Here is a 21,712-nt window from a genome sequence, read left to right on the forward strand (position 1 = left end):
CGAGCGGACCGGTCCGCGCGTCCTGGTCGTCCGGCTCGACTCGTTCGGCGACGTCCTGGTGGCCGGCCCCGCCGTGCGCGCCGTCGCCGCGGGGGCCGCGCACGTCACGATGCTCTGCGGCCCCCAGGGCTCCCCGGCCGCGGACCTGCTGCCCGGGGTCGACCGGGTGCGGGTCTGGGCAGCGCCCTGGGTGACCGAGACCGCGCGGCCGATCGACGACGCGCTGCTCGGCGAGTTCCGTGCGCTCGTCACCGAGGAACAGCCCGACGAGGCCGTCGTGCTCACCTCGTTCCACCAGTCGCCCCTGCCGGTCGCCCTGCTGCTCCGCCTGGCCGGGGTGCCCCGGGTCTCCGGTGCCTCGGTCGACCACCCCGGGTCGCTGCTCGACGTGCGGCTCCGCCCGGGCGAGGACCTGCCGGAGGACCTCCCGGAGCCGGAGCGCGCCCTCCGCATCGCCGAGGCCGCCGGGTTCGCCCTGCCGGCGGATGACGACGGGAGGCTCGTGGTGCGGATCGACGCCGTCGCACCACCCGAGGTGGCCGCCCTGGACCGCTACGTGGTCGTCCACCCCGGTGCGAGCGTCCCGGCGCGCTCCTGGCCGGAGGAGCACCACCGTGACCTCGTCGCGGCCTACGCCGAGCGCGGGATCCCCGTGGTCGTCACGGGCAGCCCCGGCGAGCGGGCGCTCACGGCCGCCGTCGCGGGCGACACCGCGGTCGACCTCGGCGGTCGGACGTCGCCCGCCGAGCTCGCCGCGGTCCTCGCCGGCGCCGAGGTCGTCGTCGTCGGCAACACCGGTCCGGCACACCTCGCCGCCGCGGTGGGGGCGCGCATCGTCAGCCTGTTCTCGCCGGTGGTGCCGGCGGTGAAGTGGGCCCCGTACGCACCCGAGGTGGAACTGCTCGGCGACCAGACCGCCGCCTGCCGCCTGAGCCGTGCCCGGGAGTGCCCGGTCCCGGGCCACCCGTGCCTGTCCGGAGTGCGCGTGCAGGACGTCCTCGACGCACACGGACGCCTGCTGGCGCGCGGCACCGGACCCGGCGCCGTCGCGGACGGCAGTGCGCTCAGCGGATGAAGCAGGAGAAGCTGCGAGGAGGACCAGCAGTGCTCCCGTAGCGTGCGCCACTGCTCCTCCTGCTCCTCTTCCCGGCACCCGCGCAGCGCGCGCGAGCGCCGGCGGGGCAGCTGTCCGGAGGGGCACCGAACCGTCGAAAGGCCCTGCATGCGGATCCTCGTGTGGCACGTGCACGGCGGCTGGTTGGACGCCTTCGTCCGCGGCCCCCACGAGTACCTCATCCCCACCACACCGGCCCGCGACGGCTGGGGGCTCGGGCGGGGCGGCCGCGACTGGCCGGCGAACGCGATCGAGATCGACCCGGCCGACGTCGCCGACGCCGAGGTCGACGTGGTCGTCCTGCAGCGCACCGAGGAGCTCGAGGAGGCCCGTCGCCTGCTCCGCGGCCGCGAGGTCCCCGTGGTCTTCGTCGAGCACAACGCCCCGCGCGTCGACGTCCCGAGCAGCCTGCACCCGATGCGCGACCGCGACGACCTGGTGATCGCGCACGTCACGCACTGGAACGCCCTCATGTGGGACTGCGGCACGACCCGCACGACGGTGGTCGAGCACGGCGTCGTCGACCCGGGCCCGCTCTACACCGGCGCGCTCGAGCGCTTCGGTGTCGTCATCAACGAACCGGTCCGCCGGGGCCGCGTGGTCGGCACGGACCTGCTCCCCCGCTTCGCCGAGGTCGCACCCGTCGACCTCTGGGGCATGGGCACCGACCGGCTCCCCGAACTCGGGTTCGGCGACCGCGTCGTCGCCCTCGGCGACGTCCCCGCAGACCCCATGCACGCCGCACTCGCGCAACGACGCGCGTACGTGCACCCGAACCGCTGGACGTCGCTCGGCCTGTCGCTGATCGAGTCGATGCACATGGCGATGCCGGTCCTCGTGCTCGCGACGACCGACGCACCACGGACCGTGCCCGCCGAGGCCGGCGCGATCGCGACCGACGTCGACGAGCTGGTCCGTGCCTCCAGGACGCTCCTGGAGGACCCCGAGGAGGCCCGTCGCCGCGGTGCCGTCGCCCGAGAGGCCGCGCTCGAGCGGCACGCGCTCGGCCGGTACCTGGCGGACTGGGACGACCTCCTCGACGACGCCGTCGCGCGTGGTGCGCGACGCGGACGCGCGGCGGACGCCGCGCTGGAAGGGAGCCTCCGATGAAGATCGCGATGGTGTCCGAGCACGCGAGCCCGCTCGCGGTGCTCGGCGGAGTCGACGCCGGTGGACAGAACGTGCACGTCGCCGAGCTGTCCGCGGCCCTCGCGGACCGCGGCCACCAGGTGACCGTGTACACGCGGCGCGACGACGCCGACCAGCCCGTCCGCGTGCTGCTGCGCCCGGGCGTCGAGGTCGTGCAGGTCGACGCCGGGCCCGCCCGCCACGTCCCGAAGGACGACCTGTTCCCGTTCATGGACACGTTCGCCTCGGTGCTCGCGGCGGAGTGGTTCGTCGACCGCCCCGACGTGGTGCACGGGCACTTCTGGATGTCCGGGTACGCCGCGCTCGAGGCCGTCAAGCAGGTCCACGCCCGCACCGGTGGCGTCCGGATCCCGGTCGTGCAGACCTTCCACGCGCTGGGCGTCGTGAAGCGTCGCCACCAGGGCCCCGCCGACACGAGCCCCGCGGAGCGCGAGTGGATCGAGCCCGCCGTGGGCCGGAGCGTCGACCAGGTCGTCGCGACCTGCTCCGACGAGGCCTTCGAGCTCAAGACCCTCGGCGTGCCGCTGCACGCCATCTCCGTGGTGCCGTGCGGTGTGGACACCGAGCTCTTCCGGCCCGACGGCCCCGTCGAGGAGCGTGGGCGCCCCTTCCGGGTGCTCACCGCGTCGCGCCTGGTGCGCCGGAAGGGTGTCGGCACGACCATCGCCGCGCTCGCGAAGCTGCTCGACGAGGGCCGCGAGGCCGAGCTCGTGGTGGTCGGCGGAGCCGGCACGGCCGGAGCCGACCTCGCCGACGACCCGGAGTACCAGCGCCTCGACGCCCTGGCCCGGTCCCTCGGGGTGCGCGAGCACGTGACCTTCCGCGGCCAGCTCGGGCAGCACGACATGCCCGCCGTCTACCGCAGCGCCGACGTCGTCGTGTGCGCCCCTTGGTACGAGCCCTTCGGCATCGTGCCGCTCGAGGCCATGGCGTGCGGTCGTCCCGTCGTCGCGTCGAGCGTCGGCGGACTCATCGACACCGTCGTGGAGGACGCCACCGGCCTGCACGTCCCGCCCCGCGACGAGGAGGCCGTGGCCGCCGCCGTGGGCGCGCTGCTCGACGACCGCGAGCGGCGCGACGCGTACGGACGCGCGGGTCGCGAGCGCGCCGAGTCCCGGTACACCTGGCACAAGGTCGCCGCCGAGAGCGAGCGCGTGTACGAGCGCCTCGTCGCCGGCGCCGCGAACGGCCTCGCCGCGCCCGCCGTCGCGGCGACCGGGACCGACACGGCACCCGTGTCGAACGACCCCGTCGGGATCACCCCCGCCACGACCATCCCGGGCGCCCGTCCCGGACGCGCCGGACGGACCGCCCGCCCGACGCCCGCGGTGCTGCCGCACCCGACGGAGAGGACCGCACGATGACCATCGAGCAGCAGACCGGCACGCGTGAGCCGGAGACCGAGAGCGCCAGCGTCCGGACCGTCGTCGACCACATCGCCGCCTCGGTGCCCGTGATCGCCTCGCTCGTCGACCACAAGGACCACATCGCGGCGTGGGCGGACGACATCGCCGCGCGGCTCGTCGCCGGCCGTCGGCTGCTCGCCGCGGGCAACGGCGGCTCGGCGGCGGAGGCCCAGCACCTCACCTCCGAGCTGACCGGCCGCTTCGACGGGGACCGTCCGGCGTACTCGGCGATCTCCCTGCACGCCGAGAGCTCCGCCGTCACCGCGATCGGGAACGACTACGGCTACGACCAGGTCTTCGCCCGCCAGGTGACGGCGCACGCGCGCGCCGGTGACGTCGTCGTGCTGCTCAGCACGAGCGGCAAGAGCCCGAACCTGCTCCGCGCGGCCGAGGCCGCTCGGGCCGTCGGTGCACGCTCGATCGCGATGACCGGCCCCGGGCCGAACCCGCTCGCCGACGCGGTCGACGACGCGATCCGCATCGAGGGCCCCTCGGCCAACGTGCAGGAGGCGCAGCTCGTCCTCGTGCACGCCCTCTGCCGTGCGATGGAGCCGGCCCTCCGCCGCGGCGGCCGCCGGTGAGCGGCACGGAGCGCACCGCCAGCGCGACGCCGGGCTCCGGCGACGGCACCCGGCGTCGCATCGTCGTCGTCGGCGACACCCTGCTCGACGTCGACGTCTCGGGCACGAGCGAACGGCTCAGCCCGGACGCCCCCGTCCCGGTCGTCGACGTCCGGACCGACGACCGTCGTGCCGGTGGCGCCGGCCTGGTCGCCTCGATGCTCGTACGCGACGGCCACGACGTGACGCTCGTCACCGTGCTGAGCGACGACGACCGTGCCGACGAGATCCGCGCCCTGCTGCCCGACGTGCACGTCGTCGCCGGTCCGTCCGGTGCGCCGACCCCGGTGAAGACCCGCGTCCGCGTGGTCGACCACGCGCTCGTCCGCATCGACGAGGGGTGCGCCACCCCGCCCGTCCCCGGCACGACCGCCGAGATGACCGCGGCGCTCGAGGGCGCCGACGCGATCGTCGTCGCCGACTACGGCCGTGGCGTCGCGGCCGCCGACGGGCTCCGTACCGCCCTCGCCGCCGTGGCCCGCACGACGCCCGTGGTCTGGGACCCGCACCCGAAGGGTGCCTCCCCCGTCGCGGGCACCGCGGTCGTGACCCCGAACACCAGCGAGGCCCGGCGCTTCACCGACCTGTCCGGCGAGGGCGTGCCCTTCGCCACGGACGCCGCGGCCGAGCTCGTCCGGACCTGGGACGTCGACGCCGTCGCCGTCACGATGGGCGACCGCGGCGCACTCGTCGCCTCGCGCCGCAGCGGGGACGGCACCCGGCCGGCCGCGCTGGACAGCCGGTTCGTCCCGGCCCCGTCCGTCACCGCCGGCGACCCGTGCGGCGCCGGTGACCGCCTCGCCGCGGGCGTCGCCATCGCCCTCGCCGAGGGTGCTGACGTCGCCGAGGCCGTCGCCGCGGGCGTGCTCGCTGCCTCGGAGTACCTCGCGGCCGGCGGCGTGACCGCGTTGTTCGCCGACGACGGCCCGGCCCCGGTGCCCGTCCCCGGCGTGGACCGCGACGCGCTGCGCGTCGTGCACGACGTCCGCAGCGCCGGTGGGACCGTCGTCGCCACCGGCGGCTGCTTCGACCTGCTCCACGCCGGGCACGCCCGCACGCTCTCCGCAGCGCGGGCGCTCGGCGACTGCCTGGTGGTCTGCCTCAACTCGGACGACTCGGTGCGCGCCCTCAAGGGGCCGGAGCGCCCGATCATGACGCAGGACGACCGGGTCGAGCTGCTGCTCGCGCTCGACTGCGTCGACGCCGTGGTCGTCTTCGACGAGCACACCCCGGACGAGGCCCTCCGCCGCTTCCGCCCGGACGTCTGGGCGAAGGGCGGCGACTACGCCGCGAGCGAGCTCCCCGAGGCGGCGACGCTCGCCGAGTGGGGCGGTCGGGTCGTCACCGTCCCGTTCCACCCCGGTCGGTCCACCACGCGGCTCGCCGCGGCACTCGCCGCGGTCGGCTGAGGACCCACCCCGACCACACGTCGGACGGGAGGCACGGCGCACCGCCGCCACGGGCCTCCCGTCCGTCACCGGTCACCACACACGTCCCGTCGGCACCGCCGACGGACCGGCACCACGCCACTCCCGGAAGGAAGTCCATGCCCGTCCCCACCACCCCCATCGGTCGCGTCCTCGTCACCGGCGGCGCCTCCGGTCTCGGCGCGGCCGTCGTCGCCGCGGTCGTCGAGGCCGGCGGCACCCCCATCGTCCTCGACCTGCGCGTCGACGGCGTCCCGGAGGGCACCGACGCCGTCGCCGTGGACGTCACGGACACCGAGGCGACCGAGCGCGCCGTCCGCGAGGCCGCGGAGCGCCACGGCGGACTCGACGCCGTCGTCACCGCCGCTGGCATCGACAAGCCCGCGCCGATCGGCGGGATCTCGTCGGGCGACTGGGAGCGCATCGTCGGGGTCAACCTGCTCGGCACCGCCGCCGTGGTGCGCGCCGCGCTGCCCGCCCTCGAGGCGACGCACGGCCGCGTCGTGACGATCTCGTCGTCGCTCGCGCTCAAGGGCGTCGGCGACGGCACGGCCTACTCGGCGTCGAAGTTCGGCGTGCGCGGCTTCTCGCAGGCGCTGGCCGCCGAGACCGCCGGGCGCATCGGTGTGACGAACATCATCCCCGCCGGCATGCGCACCGCGTTCTTCGAGGGCCGGACCGAGCAGTACAAGCCGGGCCCGGACGCGCAGCTCATCGAGCCGGAGTACGTGGCGAACTCGATCCTGTTCGCGCTGTCGCAGCCGGCCGGCTGCGAGATCCGCGAGCTGTCGATCATGCCCGCGACGGAGCCCAGCTGGCCGTAGGCCCCGCTGACGACGCAACGGGAGGCGCGGTGCCGGTCGGTACCGCGCCTCCCGCCGTTCGGTCCAGCTGCCCGGCTGTCCGCTCGGTCTGCCCGCTCGGTCTGCCCGCTGGGTCTGTCCGCTCGGTTCTCCGAGCGGGCCCGATCCGTCACGCTCGGCGCCGCCCGGCGACGGATCGCGCCCGCTCGGCGCAGTGCGCGTGGCACGTCCCGCCCGATCGCGCGGTTCTCCACGGGGCCGGAGCCGGCGTCCGGGTGCACTCCAGCGCCGGCTCAGACGACCGGTGCGGCCGTTCGCTCCCGGGGTCGCACGGTCGCGAGGAGGTCCTCGACGTCGGTGAGCACGGCCTCGGGCTGCACCTCGTCGACGTACGACGGGTCGTGCTCGCAGCGCTCCGCGGTCCACCCGACCTGGGTCACGTCGATGCCGCACACCGGGCAGCGCGTGACGAAGGACATGTGCACCCGGTGCCGTCCGCGGTCGATCGGGCCCGCGTTCACCACGTTGCCGAACCAGAACACGCCGACCGTGGGGGTGCCGACCGCGACGGCGAGGTGCCGCGGGCCGGAGTCGTCACCGACCATGACGTCAGCGGCCGCGAGCACCGCGGGGAGCTCCGCGAGCGGCAGGGCGTCGGTCAGGTCGTGGAGACGGTCGCGCAGGGCCACCGGCACGGCACTGCGGATGGCCTGCGCCGCCGGCACGTCCGTCGCGTCGCCGACGAGCACGACGTCGTCGCCGGCGTCGAGCCGCGCGGACACCACGGCTGCGAACCGCTCGGGGCTCCACCGGCGCCGCGGGTCCGTCGCGCCGGGGTGAACGGCCACCAGGTGGCCGGCGACGCCGAGGCGGTCGCGCACGGCACGGCGCTCCTCGGCGCTCACGTGCACGCGCGGGTCCAGGGTGACCGGGGCGGCACCGGCGAGCGAGACGACCTCGAGCCCGCGGAGCACCTCGTGCTGGTAGTAGACGTAGCGGACCCACCGCTCCAGGACCTCGGCGTCCTCGGTCGCGGTGCCGACGGTGTGCAGTGCGGCGAGGCGCAGCAGGAACGGGTTCGAGTTCCGACCGCCGCCGTGCAGCTGGACGGCGAGGTCGAACCGGCCGCGGAGCCGCGACTCGAAGTCGTGCAGCGCCGGCGCACCCTCCCCGGCGTCGCGCACCCCGGGCGACACCGGGAGTTCCTCGAACGCGTGCACCGCGTCGGTCCGTCCGCGCAGGACCGCCGGGGCCAGCGGGCTCCCGAGCAGCGTGATGCGGGCGTCGGGGTACGCGGCGTGCAGCGCCTCGATCGCGGGGACCGCGAAGAGCAGGTCCCCCAGGCCACCGCCGCGGAGCACCGCGATCTCCCGGACGTCGTCGAAGCGTTCTCCACCGTTGCCGATCAGTTGCACCACACCCGTCTACCGGAACCGAGCCGAGAGCGCTGCCGGGCCGACGCCGTCCCGGACCCGACCGGTGCGCTCTCCGGACCGAGCACCCGAAACCGGCACCCCGCACAGGTCCCCGGGAGCAGCGTGGAACCGTACGCCCGTCTCCGGAAGGACACCATGACCCTCGCCACCCCGTCAGCGACCGCGACCGACACCGACCACATGGTCGTCACCGACCCCGTCGACGGGTCGATCGCCACGACGACCCCGCGCTCCACGAGCGAGGACGTCGCGAACGCTGTCGCGCGCGCACGGGCGGCCGCACCCGCGTGGGCGCGCACCGCACCGGCGGAGCGCGGAGCCCTGCTGCACGCAGCAGCAGCGCACCTCCGTGACCACGCCCAGGAGCTCGCCGACCTGAACACCCGCGAGACCGGGAAGGTGCCCGGCGACGCGATGGGCGGCGTGCAGGCCGGCATCGGGACGCTCGTGCAGTACGCCGAGCTCGGCCCGGTCCACCGCGGCGAGGCGCTCCGCGGGCAGTTCGGTGCGGCCGACTGGTCGGTCCCCCACCCCCGCGGCGTGGTGCTCGCCCTGACGCCGTGGAACGACCCGGTGGCCGTGGCGCTCGGGATCCTCGGTGCCGCGCTCGTCACCGGGAACACCGTGGTGCACAAGGGCAGCGAGCGGTGCCCCGGCACGTTCGCCCGGCTGAACACGCTGCTGGCCGAGGTCCTGCCGGAGGGCGTCCTGGTGGGCGTCGACGGTGACGCCTCGACCGGCGAGGCGCTGCTCGAGCAGGACGGCATCGACGTGTACGCCCACGTCGGCTCCACCGCCACCGGCGACCGCCTCTCCGAGGTCGCCGCGAGCACGCGCGCGCACGTCATCCGCGAGAACGGCGGCAACGACGCGGTCGTCGTGGACGCCGACGTGGACCCCGCGTGGGCCGCCGCACAGGTCGCGCTCGGCGCCTTCGCGAACACGGGTCAGATCTGCACGAGCGTCGAGCGCGTCTACGTGCACCGCGACGTCGCCGAGGAGTTCACCGCGGCGCTCGTCGCCGAGGCGGAGCGACGGACGGCATCGCCCGCCGCCGAGTTCGGTCCGCTCGTCGACGACCGGCTCCGCGGCACGGTGCAGGCGCACGTCGACGACGCCGTGCAGCGCGGCGCCACCGTGCGCACTGGCGGGACGACGCCCGGCGGTGTCGGCACGTTCTACCCGGCCACCGTCCTGACCGACTGCACCGACGACATGGTCGTGATGACCGAGGAGACCTTCGGTCCCCTCGCACCGGTCCGCGTCGTCGAGTCGTTCGACGAGGGCCTGCGCCTCGCCGCGGCCGACCGGTACGGCCTCGCCGCGACGGTGCTCACCGGCGACACCGGTCACGCCCTCCGCGCCGCAGCCGAGCTCCCCGTCGGCACCGTCAAGGTGAACGCGGTGTTCGGCGGCGCACCGGGCGGCAGCGCCCAGCCGCGCGGGGCCTCGGGCGCCGGCTTCGGCTACGGCCCGCACCTGCTCGACGAGATGACGACCACCACCGTCGTGCACCTCGAGTCCGCCCCCGCACGCACCACCGGAGGAACCCGATGACCGCCGACGTCCGTCTCGTCCGCGACCTGGTCGCCTCGGTCGACGACCGCGAACCGCTCGTCGTCGTCATCGGCGACTGCATCCTCGACCGCTGGACCGTCGGGGAGGCCGAGCGCGTCTCCCGCGAGGCCCCGGCGCCCGTGGTCCGTGTGACCGAGACGGTCGCCGTCCCGGGCGGCGCCGCGAACACGGCGGTGAACGCCCGCGCCCTCGGCGCCCGTGTCCGCATGGTCGGACTCATCGGTGACGACGAGTCCGGACGCGTCCTCCGCGACCGGCTCGAGACCGCCGGCGTCGACACGACCCACCTGGTCGAGGTCGCCGGTGCCCGCACCACCACGAAGTCGCGGGTGGTCGGCGGCGACCGCGTGGTCGTCCGCGTCGACGAGATCGCGGCGACGCCGGACGCGCACGCCGGTACCCGCCTCGGCGAGGCCGTCGCCCGCGCCGTCCGGGGCGCCGACGCCGCCGTGGTGTGCGACTACGGCCTCGGTGTGCAACCCGAGGACGTCGTGCCCGTCCTCGACCGCGACCGCCCCGGTACCGTCGTCGTCGATGCCCACGACCTGACGCGGTGGGCCGACCTGCACCCCGACCTGGTCACCCCGAACGCCGGCGAGACCGCCGGCCTGCTCGGTCGCGACCTCGGAGCCGGCTCGGCCCGGGTGCCGGTCGTCGTGGACGCCCGGCAGGAGGTCCTCGCCCGCAGCGGCGCCCGTGCGGCGGTCGTCACCCTCGACCGCGACGGCACCGTCCTGCTCGAGCCCGGCGCGGACCAGGCCTTCCGAACCCGCGCGACGCCGGCGTCGGAGCAGCAGGCATCCGGCGCGGGCGACACGTTCTGTGCCGCCGCCACGGTCGCCCTGGCCGTGCGTGCTCCGCTCCGTGACGCGATCGCGGTGGCGCAGGCCGCCGCCGACGTCGTGGTCCGCGAGGCGGGCACCTCGGTCTGCACCGCCGCGGCCCTGATCGACTCCGTGACGGCCCCCGCCGCGACCGTGGTCGACCACGACGACCTCGCCCTGGCCGTCGACGCCGCCCGTGCCGCCGGCCGTCGCGTGGTCTTCACGAACGGCTGCTTCGACGTCGTGCACCGCGGGCACACCACCTACCTCCGGCAGGCCCGCGAGCTCGGCGACCTGCTCGTGGTCGCCCTCAACGACGACGACTCGGTCCGCCGGCTGAAGGGTCCGGAGCGTCCGATCAACACCGCCGAGGACCGGGCGGGCGTGCTCGCAGCCCTCGCCTGCGTCGACCTCGTGACCGTCTTCGCGACGGACACCCCGATCCCGCTCATCGAGCGCCTGCGCCCCGAGGTCTACGTCAAGGGCGGCGACTACTCCCCCGAGATGCTCGAGGAGACGGGGGTCGTCCGGGCGTACGGCGGTGAGGTCGTGATGGTCGACTACGTGCCGGAGCACTCGACGACCGCGGTCGTGCGGCGCATCCGCGAGGCCACCGCCGCCGCGGCCGCAGCCGCCGGCACGGCTCCGGCGACCGACACCGCGGACTCCACGGCACCCGCCGTCGAGCCCGACCCGGCACCGTGACCGCCGCCCGCTGGTCCGGTGCCTGGGCACGCCCCCGGACGGACGACCGCGGTCCGGCCGAGGTCGACGTCCTGGTGCCGACCGTCGGGCGGCCGGCCGAGCTCGCGACGACGCTCGCCGGGCTCGCGGCACAGACCGACGTCGACCTGCGCCTGGTCCTCAGCGACCAGTCAGCGGGCCAGGACGCCGCCTCCGAACCGGCGGTGGCCGCGATGCTCCGCGTCCTGGAGGCACAGGGCCGTCCCGTCACGCTCCTCGCCCACCCGGAACGGCGTGGTCTGGCGGAACACCGCCAGCACCTCCTCGACCACGCGACCGCTCCCGCGGTGCTCTACCTCGACGACGACGTCTGGCTCGAACCGGGCACCGTCCGCCGGATGCTCGACGCGCTCCGCGACCTGGGGTGCGGCTTCGTCGGCAGCGCCGTCCAGGGCCTGTCGTACCTGGAGGACCGTCGACCGCACGAGACCGCCGTGTTCGAACCGTGGGACGGCCCGGTCGTGCCCGAGGTCGTTCGCCGCGGGACGCCCGGCTTCGACCGGCTGTCGCTGCACAACGCCGCGAACCTGGCACACGTCGCAGCGGAGCTCGACGTCGAGACCGGAGGGTGGGTGCCCTACCGGGTCGCCTGGGTCGGCGCGTGCGTCGTCTACGACCGTGACGCCCTCGAACAGGTGGGGGGCTTCCGGTTCTGGGACGCCCTGCCCCCGCAGCACTCCGGCGAGGACGTCGTCGCGCAGTGGCGGGTGATGGAGCGCTTCGGCGGCGCGGGCATCCTTCCGTCCGGCGCCGTGCACCTCGAGAGCCCGACCACCGTGACCGACCGCCGGGTCGACGCTCCCGACGTCCTGTTCGACGACCACGAGACGAGCGCGCACCGGCGCTGACGTGCTCCGGCGCTGCCCCGCTCCGGCGGAGCAGGACCGGGGCACGTCAGCCCTCGTCGGGGGTCCCCTGCCCCGCGCCCGCGATCGTTGCCGCGTCGATCCCCAGCTCCTGGGACAGGAACCGCCACATCCACGCGAGCGCGACCGCGTTGGTGAGGGTCGGGACGCCCTGCGCGATCTGCGTCGCGACACCGTCGCTGTAGGCCGCGAGTCGCAGCGCCACGACCTCCGGGCCGTCGTCGGTGTGGAACACGCCGTCGGCGAGCCCGCGCTCGACCACACGGACGAGGCACGCCTCCCACACGCGGATCCGTTCGGCGTACTCCGCTGCGACCTCCGGCCGTCGGGCGACGGCGGTCCAGTAGTCCGACCAGATGCGCCAGTGCTGCCGGACCTGCTCGGTGTCGCCGAACAGTGGTCCGACGAGCATGCGGAGTCCGACCACGGGGTCCGGCTCGGCGTCCACCGCGGCGACGATCGCACCGTAGAAGCGCTCCGTCTCGAGCACGACGACCTCGTTGAGGATCTCCGCGACGCTGCCGAAGTGGTAGGTCACCGTGCCGACCGACACGTCCGCCGCCGCCGCGATGTCGCGGAGGCCCGTCGCGCCGACGCCGCGCTGCACGATGACCGCGCGCGCCGCGTCGACGATCATCGCCCGGCGCACCTCCGGACGCTGCCGGACGCGGGAGGCCCCGGTCACGCCGACGTCCTCGGGACCTCGTCGGTGAAGGTGTGCTCGGCGACGAGCACCTCGGGCGCTCCGGTCGCGCCGTCGCGGGCCCAGGCGCGCACGGTGTTCACCAGGTGGAAGGCGTCGGCCGTCGCGGTCACGTCCGACGTCGTCTCGACCCGTGCCGCCCAATCCGGCTGGTCGAGCCCGATCGCCCAGCGCGAGGTGGCACGAGCGCTCGTCGGGTCGTCCTGTCGGATCCGGTACGTCTCGCGCGCGTCCTCGGTGAAGACGAGCCCGTCCGGGTAGACGCGGCCGCCGCCGTACCCCGGGTCGACGTCGAGGGTCCACTCGCCGGTCTCCACGTCGTGCGTGACGGTCCGCTGCGGTAGCGGGTCGACGGGCGAGGTCCGCTCGATCGCGAGGGGGGTCGACCGGACCGGCTCCTCGAACCGCACACCGTCGTCCGTCGCCCTCGTCCACGTGGGCAGGGTGACCGACGACGTCGCCGGGTCGAGCGTCACGGTCGCCGCGGCACCGTGCGGCCAGACCCATGGCCAGTACGACGAGGACACCGCGAGCCGCACCCGGTGGCCCGCGGCGAAGCGGTGTCCGGTCGAGACGAGCCGGACGTCCAGCTCGGTCGGCACGCCGGGCTCGAGCGGGTCGGCACGGTCGGCTCCGGCCCGCTTCGCGGCGTTGCACACGCCGCGGGTCACGAGTGTGGAGGACCCGTCCGGCGCGACGTCGCACAGCCGGACCGTGAGCGTCGCCCGCGGGAGGTCGCTCGTCACGGTGAGGCGCACCGTGACGTTGCCGAGGACGTCGAACGCCTCGTCGACGGGCAGGTCGAAGCACACCGAGCGGCCGTCCTCGGCGCGCTGGTCCGGCGGCAGGTCGGTGGCGTTGCCGAACGGGAAGAACCGACCGGCGTCGACCCCGGTGTGCTGCGGCGACCGCACGACCACCGGGCCGTCCCCACCACCGCGCAGCAGGTCGAGGGGGACCGTGCGGTCGGCGGAGGCGGTCGACGGCCAGGCCTCGGCGGCGACCCACCGGCCCCGGCGCTCGGCGTAGTGGGTGGCGGGGGCCTCGCCCTCGTTGATCCAGGCGCGGAGGGCCGGGTCGTCCTCGACCCCGGTGTCGACGTCCTGCAACCACCGGTCCCACCACCGGAGCGTCTCCTGCAGGAACCCGATGGACGGCCCCGGCGCGAGACCGCGGTCCGGGTACTGGTGCGACCACGGACCGACGATGCCCTTCACCGGTGCGTCGACGTGCTCCACCAGGCGGAGCACGGCGTCCCGGTAGGGGTCCGCCCACCCGCCGACCGCGAGCACCGCTGCCCGGATCGCCGAGTGGTCCTCACCCGCGCTGCCGTGCCGCCAGTAGTCGTCGCGCTCCTGGTGCGACAGCCACACGGGGGTCATCGGCCGGTTCCGGTCCAGCCGTGCCCGCCACCGGTCGACCCAGTCCGGCCCGACGACCTCGGGACGCGGCGGTCGCGAGTTGAAGGCGAACATGGTGGCGCCCCAGGCCGTCATGTCGATGCCGAGGACCGCACCGCCGACGTAGTGCACGTCGTTGTCGTACCGGTCGTCGGTCGAGCACACCGTGACGATCGCCCGCAGGGCCGCCGGGGCCCGTGCGGCGAGCTGCAGCGCGTTGAAGCCACCCCACGAGATGCCGAACATCCCGACCGCACCCGAGGACCACGGCTGCGCGGCGAGCCACGCGATGACCGCCTCGCCGTCACGGAGCTCCTGCTCGCTGTACTCGTCGTCGAAGAAGCCGTCCGACGACCCCGTGCCGCGGATGTCGACCCGGACCGACGCGTACCCGTGCTGCGCGTACCAGGGGTGCCGTTCGGAGTCGCGGGGGGCGGTCCAGTCGTCGAGCCGGTACGGCAGGTACTCCAGGAGCACCGGCAGCGGTCCGTCGGGGTCGGCGGGAGCCCAGGTGCGCGCGTGCAGCCGGACGCCGTCGGGCATCGGGATCCACTCGTCCCGGACCGTGACGCCCTCGGGCAGCCGCAGGTCGGGACCGATCGCGGTCAGGTGCGGGGTGCTCATGCGTCCTCCCAGTTCCTCGTGCGGTGTCCGTCGCCGTGGTCCGTCCAGCCCGGGGCGTCCCGCCAGCGCTGCACGCCGTCGCCGACGTCGGGGAGCTCGGTCTGCCCCGGTTCGAGCGTCGCCCGCAGCAGGGTGCGCGTGTACGGGTGGTTCGTCCCGGTGAAGACGCGCTCGGTCGGACCGACCTCGACGATGCGCCCGCCGGTCATCACCGCCACCCGGTCGGCGACGCCCCGCACGACGGCGAGGTCGTGGCTGATGAACAGGCAGCTCAGCCCGCGCTCGCGGCGGAGGTCGTCGAGCAGCGCGAGGATGCCGGCCTGGACCTGCACGTCCAGCGCCGTGGTGATCTCGTCGGCGATCACGAGCCGGGGCTCGGCTGCCAGAGCGCGGGCGATGCCCACGCGCTGCCGTTGTCCGCCGGACAGCTGCGCCGGCAGCCGGTCGGCGTACTCCGGGCCGAGTCCGACCTGCGTGAGGAGTTCGCCGACGCGCGCCCGCGAGGAGCTCCCGGTGAACAGCCGGAGCGGCCGACCGACGGCGGCACCGACGGTGCGACGGGGGTTGAGCGAGGTGTCGGCGTTCTGGAACACGAGCTGCACGGCACGTCGGAGCTCCTGCGACCGCGCCGCGACCTGTTCGCGGAGGTCACCGCGCACCGTGCCGTCGTCGTAGGTGAACGAGCCCGACTCGGCGGGCACGAGGCCGGCGAGGGTCGTCGCGAGCGTGGACTTCCCGCTGCCCGACTCCCCCACGACCGCGAGGGTCTCGCGCGGCGCGATGGCGAACGAGACACCGTCGACGGCGGCCGGCAGGCCGCGTCGGTACCGGACCACCAGGTCCTGGGCGTCGACGACGGGGCGCTCGACCGCCGGCTCGACCGGCGACCCGGGAGGCGCGCTGCCGGTCGCGGTGTCGGCGACCGTCCCGGGGACGCGCGCGTCGCGCCGGGGGCGGTCCGCGCCTCCCGTCCGGCGCTGCTCCGGCCGTCGCTGCTCCGGCCGTCGCTGCTCCGGCCGTCGGCCGTCCGGTACCGCGGCGAGCAACGCGCGGGTGTACTCGTGCTGCGGCGCGGCGAAGAGCGCCGCCGTCGCGGCGTGCTCGACGACCTCACCGGCGCGCATGACGGCGATCTCGTCCGCCATCGCGGACACCACCCCGAGGTCGTGGCTCACGAGCAGCACGGCCATGCCGAGCTCGCGGCCCAGATCGGCGACGAGGTCGAGGACGGCCGCCTGCGTGACCACGTCCAGCGCGGTCGTCGGTTCGTCGAGCACCAGGACGCGCGGGCGCGCGGCGACCGCCATGGCGATGGCGACGCGCTGCTGCTGCCCACCGGAGAGCTGGTGCGGGAAGCGCCGGACGATGGTGTCGGGGTCGGGGAGCCGGACGAGCCGCAGGAGCTCCACGACGCGGTCGGGCCCGTCGGGCTCGCCGTGTGCGCGCAGGGCCTCGCGGACCTGTTCCCCGACGCGCATCGACGGGGTGAGCGCCTGCCCGGCGTTCTGCGCCACCACCGAGGCCGTCCCGCCCCGCAGCGCCCGACGCCCCGCGGCCGAGAGGGCGAAGACGTCCTGACCGTCGACGAGGACGCGGCCGTCGGTGATGCGCGACCCGGCGCGCAGGTGTGCGAGCAGGGTGCGGGCCACGGTGGACTTGCCGCTGCCCGACTCACCGACGAGGCCGAGCGTGCGACCAGCGGCGACGCTGAAGGACACGCCGCGTACGACGGGCACCGTGCGACGCCCGGCGGCGTAGGACACGGCGAGGTCCTCGACGCGCACGAGCGGCCGCTGCTCGGGCTCCCCCGCCTGCGGGCGGTGGACGGTCTGCTGGTCGGTCATGCGCCCGCTCCCTGCTGTGCGCGGTCGACGCCGAGCGACTTGGCCAGCCCGTCGGCGGCGAGGTTGAGGCCGACGACGAGCGTCGCCAGCGCCACGATCGGCGCGAGGGTGCCGAGCGGCACCACGGTCAGCGCCGTCCGGTTCTCCTGCACCATGAGCCCCCAGTCGGGCGTCGGTGGGTTCGCCCCGAAGCCGAGGAAGGACAGCGACGCGACGAGCAGGACGATCCAGGACGCCCGCATGGCGAACTCGACGAGGACGACGTCGAGCACGTTCGGCAGGATCTCACGGAACACGATCGACACGGCGCGCTCGCCGCGGGCGCGGGCCGCGGTGACGTAGTCCTGCGTGATCACCGTCCGCGCGGCACCACGGACGACGCGGGTGACGGCGGGTGCGTAGACGACGGTCACCGCGAGCACGATGACCCAGAGTCCGGCGTCGAAGACGGTCACGACGACGAGGAGCGCGAGGATCGAGGGCACGCTGAGCAGCGCGTCGACCACGCGCATGACGACCTCGTCGAACCAGTTGTCCGCGTACGCCGTGACGCAGCCGACCACGGTACCGACGGCGACGGCGATGGTGGTGGCGAGGAAGGTCACGAGCAGCGCGTACCGGCCGCCGTTGAGCGTGCGCGACAGCAGGTCGCGTCCGTACTGGTCCGTGCCGAGCCAGTGGGCCCAACTCGGGCCGGCGAGCACGTCCGTGGCGTCCGTCGCGACGGGGTCGTGTCCGGCGATGACGGGCGCGAGCACCGCCAGCACGAGGTGCACGGCGATGAACGCGAGGCCGACGCCGAGTGCCGTCGAGCTGCGGAACGGCGCGACGGCCGCGCCGAGGACGCTGCGGGAGCGTGGGGCGACGGCGGTCATGCGTGGGCCTTCCGTGTGCTGCGGACCGGGCGGGTCCGGGTGCGGCGTTGCCGCGTGCGGAGCTTCGGGTCGAGTGCGAGGGCGACGAGGTCGGCCGCGAGGTTGCAGACGACGTAGACGAGGGCGCTCAGCAGCGCGATCGCCTCGATGGTCGGCAGGTCGCGGTTCGAGACCGACTCGAGCATGAGCTTGCCCATGCCCGGGTAGTTGAAGACGTTCTCCACGACCACCACCCCGCCGAGCAGCCAGGCGACGTTGAGCGCGATGACGTTGAGCGTCGGCAGCAGCGCGCTCGGCAGTGCGTGCTTCCACACCACCCTGCGCATCGTCAGGCCCTTGAGCTCGGCGGTGGTCACGAACTCGGACGCCATCACGTCGATGGTCGACGAGCGCGCGGTGCGGAGGATGTACGCCGCCATCGCGAGCGTCAGCACGACGATCGGCAGCCAGACGGTCGGCAGGAGCTCCGCGACGGTGGCGTCGCTCCCGCGGAGCACGACGGCCGGGAACACCGGCAGGCCGATCGCGAACAGCAGCACGAGGACGGTCGCGACCATGAACTCGGGGACGCTCATCACGAGGAGGCTGACGGTCGAGACGACCCGGTCGGTCGCACGACCGCGGCGGACACCCGCGAGCACGCCGAGCGCGAGCGACAGCGTCACGCCGACCAGCATCGCCGGGAGGGCGATGAGCATGCTGTTCCGGAACGCCGTGAGGAGCGTCGGCGCCACCGGCTCGCCGCTGACGAGCGACGTGCCGAAGTCGCCGTGTGCGGCGCCGGCGAGCCACTGCAGGTACCGGAGCCAGACGTTCTCGTCGAGCCCGAGGGTCGCCCGGAGCTGCTGGACCGCCTCGGGCGTGGCGTTCTGCCCGAGCAGCTGCTGCGCGACGTCGCCGGGCAGCGCCTGCACCGCGAGGAACACGAACAGTGACGCGAGGACCACCGTCAGCACGGCGATGCCGAGTCGACGGAGGGCGGGGACGAGGACGTTCATCGGCGCAGTCCGATCCGGAGCCAGTCGAACTCGAAGCCGTACTCCGAGTAGTTGACGACGTCGCGGGACAGCCCGACCAGGCGGTCCCCGAACATCGGGGTCATGTCGGCGCCGTCCTCGACGACGAGCCGCTGCGCGTCCTGGTAGAGCGTCCGGCGCTTCGCGTCGTCCATCTCGGCGCGGGCGTCGTCGAGGAGCGTGTCGAAGGTCGGGTTCGACCAGGCGCTCTCGTTGTAGGAGGATCCGGTGCGGAAGATCTGGTTGAGCAGCTGGTCGATCGGTCGCCCGGTGAACCAGTAGCTCACCATGAGCGGCTTCTGCATCCAGATCTGGGTGTAGTAGGAGTCGGCGCTCGCGTTCCGGATCGTCAGCCGGATGCCGGCGTCGGCGACCGCGTCGCGGTAGGCCACCGCCATCGGGGTGAAGACCGACTCGTAGGACGACGTGTAGATGGACGTGCGGAGTCCCTCGGCACCGGCGGCCCGGAGCAGTGCGCGCGCCTTGTCCGGGTCGTGTTCGCGGTGCTCGTCGACGAAGGCGGCGAGCTGCGGAGGCACCGGGTTGTCCCAGCCGGGCGCCCCCGTGCCCTGCAGGGCCGTGTCGACGATCGTCCGCGGGTCGTACGCGAGCTTCATCGCCTGTCGGACCCTCGGGTCGGCGAACTCGTCGCTCGTCGCGAGCATCGGGATCGTGTACCACTGCGCGTTCGTGGAGCGGGCGATCGTCGCGCGGTCCGAGGCCGCGACGACCCGGGCGGTGGCGAAGTCGAGGTTCGTCTGCGAGATGAGGTCGACCTGGCCCGCGAGCAGGGCGTTGACGCGCGCGGTGGTGTCCTGGACGGAGAAGAAGTCGATGCCGTCGAGCGTCGGGCGGCCCGCGAAGTGGTCCTCGAACGCCTCGACGCTCCCGGCACCGGCGGGCGTGAAGGACGAGAGGCGGAAGGGACCGGTGCCGATGCCCGTCCGGCCGATGTCCGCGACGGCGCCCGCCGGCACGATGTAGCACTGGTAGGCGGTGAGCAGCGACGGGAACTCGGCGTTCGGCTTCGTGAGCGCGAACCGGAGCGTGTACGGGTCGACCGCGGTCATCGACGAGGCGTCCATGACCTCACCGAGGACCCCGGCCTGCGGCGACGCGGTCGCCTCGTCGAGGATGTGCCGGATGCTCGCGATCGCGTCGTCCGCGGTGAACCGTGCGCCGTCGTGGAAGCGCACGCCACGCCGGAGACGGAACGTCCACTCGGTGCCGTCGGCGTTCGCGGACCACTCCTCGGCCAGGTCGGGCACGGTCGTCCCCTGCTCGTCGAGCCTGACCAGCCGGTTGTACAGGGCGCCGAGGTACTCGTAGGCGGACAGCGAGCTGGCCGAGTCGAGTGTCTCCGCGGCGGAGGCAGCGGGGCGTGCCACCCGGAGCCGTCCCCCCGCTCGGGTCGCGCCGGTCGCGGCGGCCTCGGGCAGCGCCGCGGTGCCGGCTGCCGCGCCGGAGCTGCACCCGGTGAGCGTGAGCAGGCCGAGCCCGGCCAGCCCGGCGGCACCGGTCAGCAGTGTGCGCCGGCTGGGACCGCGGACGTCGCGGTCGTCGTGGACGATGGGTTGCATTCGGGGTGACCCCTCCTGGTAATCGTTCCGGTGAACGATAGAGGGAGCCGGCTCGGAGCGCGAGCCCCGCTCCTCGGCCCGACGGCCGCTCGGCGCCCCCTCGATGCCCGTGGGCGCACCGATCCGAGGGCATCGGTACGCTGGTGACGACGCGCTCCAGTGTTTACCGATCCGTTACACGGCGGGTCCGCGGGAGCGCCGGACCGAGCGGGAAGGCGGGAAGCCGCCGCACCGAGACGAGGAGCTTCCATGGCGACGTTCACCCGGGGCTTCGGCGGCCGCCGCGACGACCGCGACGACCCGCGCATCCCGCCCGGACAGACCCTCGTGCGCGACTGGCCGGTGCTCTCCGCCGGGGCCACCCCCGACATCGAGCCGGCCGACTGGAGCTTCTCCGTCCGCACCGAGACGGGGCTCCGCACCTGGACCTGGGACGAGGTGCACGCCCTCGGCGTCGAGGACGTCACCGTCGACATCCACTGCGTCACCCACTGGACGAAGCTCGACATGCCCTGGCGTGGCGTCTCCCTCGACCGCCTGTTCGCGGACGTCGAGACCTCGCTCGACTTCTGCACGGTGCACAGCTTCGGGGGCTACACGACCAACGTGCCACGCGCCGAGCTGCTCGGTGGACGGTCGTGGATCGCCTTCGAGGCCGACGGCGCGCCCCTCACCCCCGAGCACGGTGGCCCGGCCCGCCTGCTCGTGCCCCACCTGTACTTCTGGAAGAGCGCGAAGTGGGTGCGCGGCATCGTGATGCAGGCCGAGGACGAGCCGGGCTTCTGGGAGAACGCCGGCTACAACATGCACGGCGACCCCTGGAAGGAGGAGCGGTACTGGTGAGCGGTCCCTCCCCCGTCGACGGCCTGGAGGCGCGGACCGCCCCGAGCGCGTCGGCCCCCGCCCGCAGACGGCCGGCCTGGCACGCCGCCACGGTCGCCTCCGTCGCACCGGAGACCCCGGTGGCGCGCCGCATCGTCCTCGACGTCCCGACCTGGCCGGGCAACGACCCGGGGCAGCACCTCGACCTGCGCCTCACCGCCGAGGACGGCTACCAGGCGTCGCGCTCCTACTCGATCGCCTCGTCCGGTGCGGGCACCCGGGTGACGCTCGCGGTCGACCGGGTCGAGGGCGGCGAGGTCTCCCCGTTCCTGGTCGACGCGATCGAGGTCGGCGACGCCCTCGACGTGCACGGGCCTCTCGGCGGGTGGTTCGTGTGGCGACCCGGCGCGTCGACGAGGCCCGTGCAGCTGATCGCCGGCGGGTCGGGCATCGTCCCACTGCTCCCGATGGTCACCGCGCACGCCGAGGCCGCCGACCGGACGCCGTTCCGGTTGCTGTACGCCACCCGCACGCCGGAGGACGTGTTCTTCCGCGAGGAGCTCGCGGACGCCCTGCGCGCGGCCGCGCCGCTCGAGGTCACGCACGTGTACAGCCGGCGCGCTCCGGAGGGGTCCGACGAACCCGTGGGGCGTCTCACACGGGAGCGACTCGACCGGGCCGTCCTGCCGCCCGGGTCCGGAGCGCTCGTGTACGTCTGCGGGTCGACGCCGTTCGTCGAGCAGGTGCTGCGGTGGCTCGGCGAGCTCGGCCACGACCTGTCCGACGTCCGAGCAGAGCGCTTCGGCGGCGCGTGACAGTCCTGGTCGTCCCGGTTCTCCGAGGAGACCGGGCCTGAGACGACGAAGGCCCTGGTCGGTGAC

At 74.6% G+C, this 21,712-nt stretch carries 18 protein-coding genes; 11 read left to right on the top strand and 7 right to left on the bottom strand.

Annotation, left to right across the window (positions count from 1 at the left end):
• Nucleotides 1-22: 22 nt before the first annotated feature.
• The 6 genes from PIJ49_RS06525 (at nt 23) to PIJ49_RS06550 (ending at nt 6,540) form a co-directional block, all read left to right on the top strand.
• Nucleotides 23-1,075: a glycosyltransferase family 9 protein gene (locus PIJ49_RS06525; RefSeq protein ID WP_251155513.1), complete on the top strand. Its 1,053-nt coding sequence runs from the start codon at nt 23-25 to the stop codon at nt 1,073-1,075.
• Between the two features lie 147 nt (nt 1,076-1,222).
• The gene (locus PIJ49_RS06530; protein WP_271826134.1) at nt 1,223-2,224 is read left to right on the top strand and encodes a glycosyltransferase; all 1,002 of its coding nucleotides are present in this window, start codon (nt 1,223-1,225) and stop codon (nt 2,222-2,224) included.
• Nucleotides 2,221-3,627, top strand: coding sequence for a glycosyltransferase (locus PIJ49_RS06535; protein WP_271826135.1), 1,407 nt, complete (start codon nt 2,221-2,223; stop codon nt 3,625-3,627). The genes PIJ49_RS06530 and PIJ49_RS06535 overlap by 4 nt, the downstream gene beginning before the upstream one ends.
• Nucleotides 3,624-4,250: a D-sedoheptulose-7-phosphate isomerase gene (locus PIJ49_RS06540; protein ID WP_066654250.1), complete on the top strand. Its 627-nt coding sequence runs from the start codon at nt 3,624-3,626 to the stop codon at nt 4,248-4,250. The genes PIJ49_RS06535 and PIJ49_RS06540 overlap by 4 nt, the downstream gene beginning before the upstream one ends.
• Nucleotides 4,247-5,698, top strand: a complete 1,452-nt coding sequence (locus tag PIJ49_RS06545; RefSeq protein ID WP_209682638.1) for a PfkB family carbohydrate kinase — start codon at nt 4,247-4,249, stop codon at nt 5,696-5,698. Before PIJ49_RS06540 ends, PIJ49_RS06545 begins: the two co-directional genes overlap by 4 nt.
• A 137-nt stretch (nt 5,699-5,835) precedes the next feature.
• Nucleotides 5,836-6,540, top strand: a complete 705-nt coding sequence (locus PIJ49_RS06550; RefSeq protein ID WP_066654246.1) for an SDR family oxidoreductase — start codon at nt 5,836-5,838, stop codon at nt 6,538-6,540.
• 272 nt (nt 6,541-6,812) lie between these two features.
• Here PIJ49_RS06550 and PIJ49_RS06555 read toward each other — a convergent pair whose 3' ends face one another.
• On the bottom strand, nt 6,813-7,934 hold the full coding sequence (locus tag PIJ49_RS06555; RefSeq protein ID WP_271826136.1) for a glycosyltransferase family 9 protein: 1,122 nt from the start codon (nt 7,932-7,934) through the stop codon (nt 6,813-6,815).
• Nucleotides 7,935-8,090: 156 nt separating this feature from the next.
• On the opposite strand from PIJ49_RS06555, the gene PIJ49_RS06560 reads away from it, so the two are divergent.
• From PIJ49_RS06560 to PIJ49_RS06570, 3 genes are read left to right on the top strand one after another with little or no spacing between them, the layout of a single operon-like run.
• Nucleotides 8,091-9,512: an aldehyde dehydrogenase family protein gene (locus tag PIJ49_RS06560; protein WP_271826137.1), complete on the top strand. Its 1,422-nt coding sequence runs from the start codon at nt 8,091-8,093 to the stop codon at nt 9,510-9,512.
• Nucleotides 9,509-11,062 (top strand): D-glycero-beta-D-manno-heptose 1-phosphate adenylyltransferase, encoded by a 1,554-nt coding sequence (gene rfaE2 / locus PIJ49_RS06565; protein ID WP_209682645.1) that lies wholly within the window; start codon nt 9,509-9,511, stop codon nt 11,060-11,062. The genes PIJ49_RS06560 and rfaE2 overlap by 4 nt, the downstream gene beginning before the upstream one ends.
• On the top strand, nt 11,059-11,949 hold the full coding sequence (locus PIJ49_RS06570) for a glycosyltransferase family 2 protein (RefSeq protein WP_066654242.1): 891 nt from the start codon (nt 11,059-11,061) through the stop codon (nt 11,947-11,949). The genes rfaE2 and PIJ49_RS06570 overlap by 4 nt, the downstream gene beginning before the upstream one ends.
• A 46-nt stretch (nt 11,950-11,995) precedes the next feature.
• On the opposite strand, the gene PIJ49_RS06575 is transcribed toward PIJ49_RS06570, so the two are convergent.
• Genes PIJ49_RS06575 through PIJ49_RS06600 form a run of 6 tightly spaced genes read right to left on the bottom strand, consistent with a single transcriptional unit; the run spans nt 11,996 to nt 20,009 of the window.
• A complete protein-coding gene (locus PIJ49_RS06575; protein ID WP_251160230.1) occupies nt 11,996-12,652 on the bottom strand; it encodes a TetR/AcrR family transcriptional regulator in 657 nt (218 codons plus the stop codon).
• Nucleotides 12,649-14,694, bottom strand: coding sequence for a CocE/NonD family hydrolase (locus PIJ49_RS06580; RefSeq protein ID WP_251160231.1), 2,046 nt, complete (start codon nt 14,692-14,694; stop codon nt 12,649-12,651). Before PIJ49_RS06580 ends, PIJ49_RS06575 begins: the two co-directional genes overlap by 4 nt.
• Nucleotides 14,691-16,538 (bottom strand): dipeptide ABC transporter ATP-binding protein, encoded by a 1,848-nt coding sequence (locus PIJ49_RS06585; RefSeq protein WP_271826139.1) that lies wholly within the window; start codon nt 16,536-16,538, stop codon nt 14,691-14,693. Before PIJ49_RS06585 ends, PIJ49_RS06580 begins: the two co-directional genes overlap by 4 nt.
• Nucleotides 16,535-17,413, bottom strand: a complete 879-nt coding sequence (locus PIJ49_RS06590; protein ID WP_271826140.1) for an ABC transporter permease — start codon at nt 17,411-17,413, stop codon at nt 16,535-16,537. Before PIJ49_RS06590 ends, PIJ49_RS06585 begins: the two co-directional genes overlap by 4 nt.
• Nucleotides 17,410-18,411 (bottom strand): ABC transporter permease, encoded by a 1,002-nt coding sequence (locus PIJ49_RS06595; RefSeq protein WP_209682659.1) that lies wholly within the window; start codon nt 18,409-18,411, stop codon nt 17,410-17,412. Before PIJ49_RS06595 ends, PIJ49_RS06590 begins: the two co-directional genes overlap by 4 nt.
• Nucleotides 18,408-20,009, bottom strand: a complete 1,602-nt coding sequence (locus PIJ49_RS06600) for an ABC transporter substrate-binding protein (protein ID WP_251160233.1) — start codon at nt 20,007-20,009, stop codon at nt 18,408-18,410. The genes PIJ49_RS06595 and PIJ49_RS06600 overlap by 4 nt, the downstream gene beginning before the upstream one ends.
• Before the next feature lie 249 nt (nt 20,010-20,258).
• Between PIJ49_RS06600 and PIJ49_RS06605 the strand changes: the two genes are divergently transcribed.
• Nucleotides 20,259-20,852 carry a molybdopterin-dependent oxidoreductase gene (locus PIJ49_RS06605; RefSeq protein WP_271826141.1) on the top strand — a complete coding sequence of 198 codons (594 nt, stop codon included), beginning with the start codon at nt 20,259-20,261 and terminating at the stop codon, nt 20,850-20,852.
• A complete protein-coding gene (locus PIJ49_RS06610; protein ID WP_271826142.1) occupies nt 20,849-21,646 on the top strand; it encodes an FAD-binding oxidoreductase in 798 nt (265 codons plus the stop codon). The genes PIJ49_RS06605 and PIJ49_RS06610 overlap by 4 nt, the downstream gene beginning before the upstream one ends.
• Nucleotides 21,647-21,712 lie beyond the last annotated feature (66 nt).

The sequence above is a fragment of the Curtobacterium uvaldense genome, from assembly GCF_028307415.1.
GTDB lineage: Bacteria > Actinomycetota > Actinomycetes > Actinomycetales > Microbacteriaceae > Curtobacterium.

Coding starts and splice junctions, on each gene's coding strand:
- PIJ49_RS06530 (WP_271826134.1), top strand. CDS start 1,223: ATGCGGATCCTCGTGTGGCACGTGCACGGCGGCTGGTTGGACGCCTTC.
- PIJ49_RS06535 (WP_271826135.1), top strand. CDS start 2,221: ATGAAGATCGCGATGGTGTCCGAGCACGCGAGCCCGCTCGCGGTGCTC.
- PIJ49_RS06540 (WP_066654250.1), top strand. CDS start 3,624: ATGACCATCGAGCAGCAGACCGGCACGCGTGAGCCGGAGACCGAGAGC.
- PIJ49_RS06550 (WP_066654246.1), top strand. CDS start 5,836: ATGCCCGTCCCCACCACCCCCATCGGTCGCGTCCTCGTCACCGGCGGC.
- PIJ49_RS06560 (WP_271826137.1), top strand. CDS start 8,091: ATGACCCTCGCCACCCCGTCAGCGACCGCGACCGACACCGACCACATG.
- rfaE2 (WP_209682645.1), top strand. CDS start 9,509: ATGACCGCCGACGTCCGTCTCGTCCGCGACCTGGTCGCCTCGGTCGAC.
- PIJ49_RS06580 (WP_251160231.1), bottom strand. CDS start 14,694: ATGAGCACCCCGCACCTGACCGCGATCGGTCCCGACCTGCGGCTGCCC.
- PIJ49_RS06585 (WP_271826139.1), bottom strand. CDS start 16,538: ATGACCGACCAGCAGACCGTCCACCGCCCGCAGGCGGGGGAGCCCGAG.
- PIJ49_RS06590 (WP_271826140.1), bottom strand. CDS start 17,413: ATGACCGCCGTCGCCCCACGCTCCCGCAGCGTCCTCGGCGCGGCCGTC.
- PIJ49_RS06595 (WP_209682659.1), bottom strand. CDS start 18,411: ATGAACGTCCTCGTCCCCGCCCTCCGTCGACTCGGCATCGCCGTGCTG.
- PIJ49_RS06600 (WP_251160233.1), bottom strand. CDS start 20,009: ATGCAACCCATCGTCCACGACGACCGCGACGTCCGCGGTCCCAGCCGG.
- PIJ49_RS06605 (WP_271826141.1), top strand. CDS start 20,259: ATGGCGACGTTCACCCGGGGCTTCGGCGGCCGCCGCGACGACCGCGAC.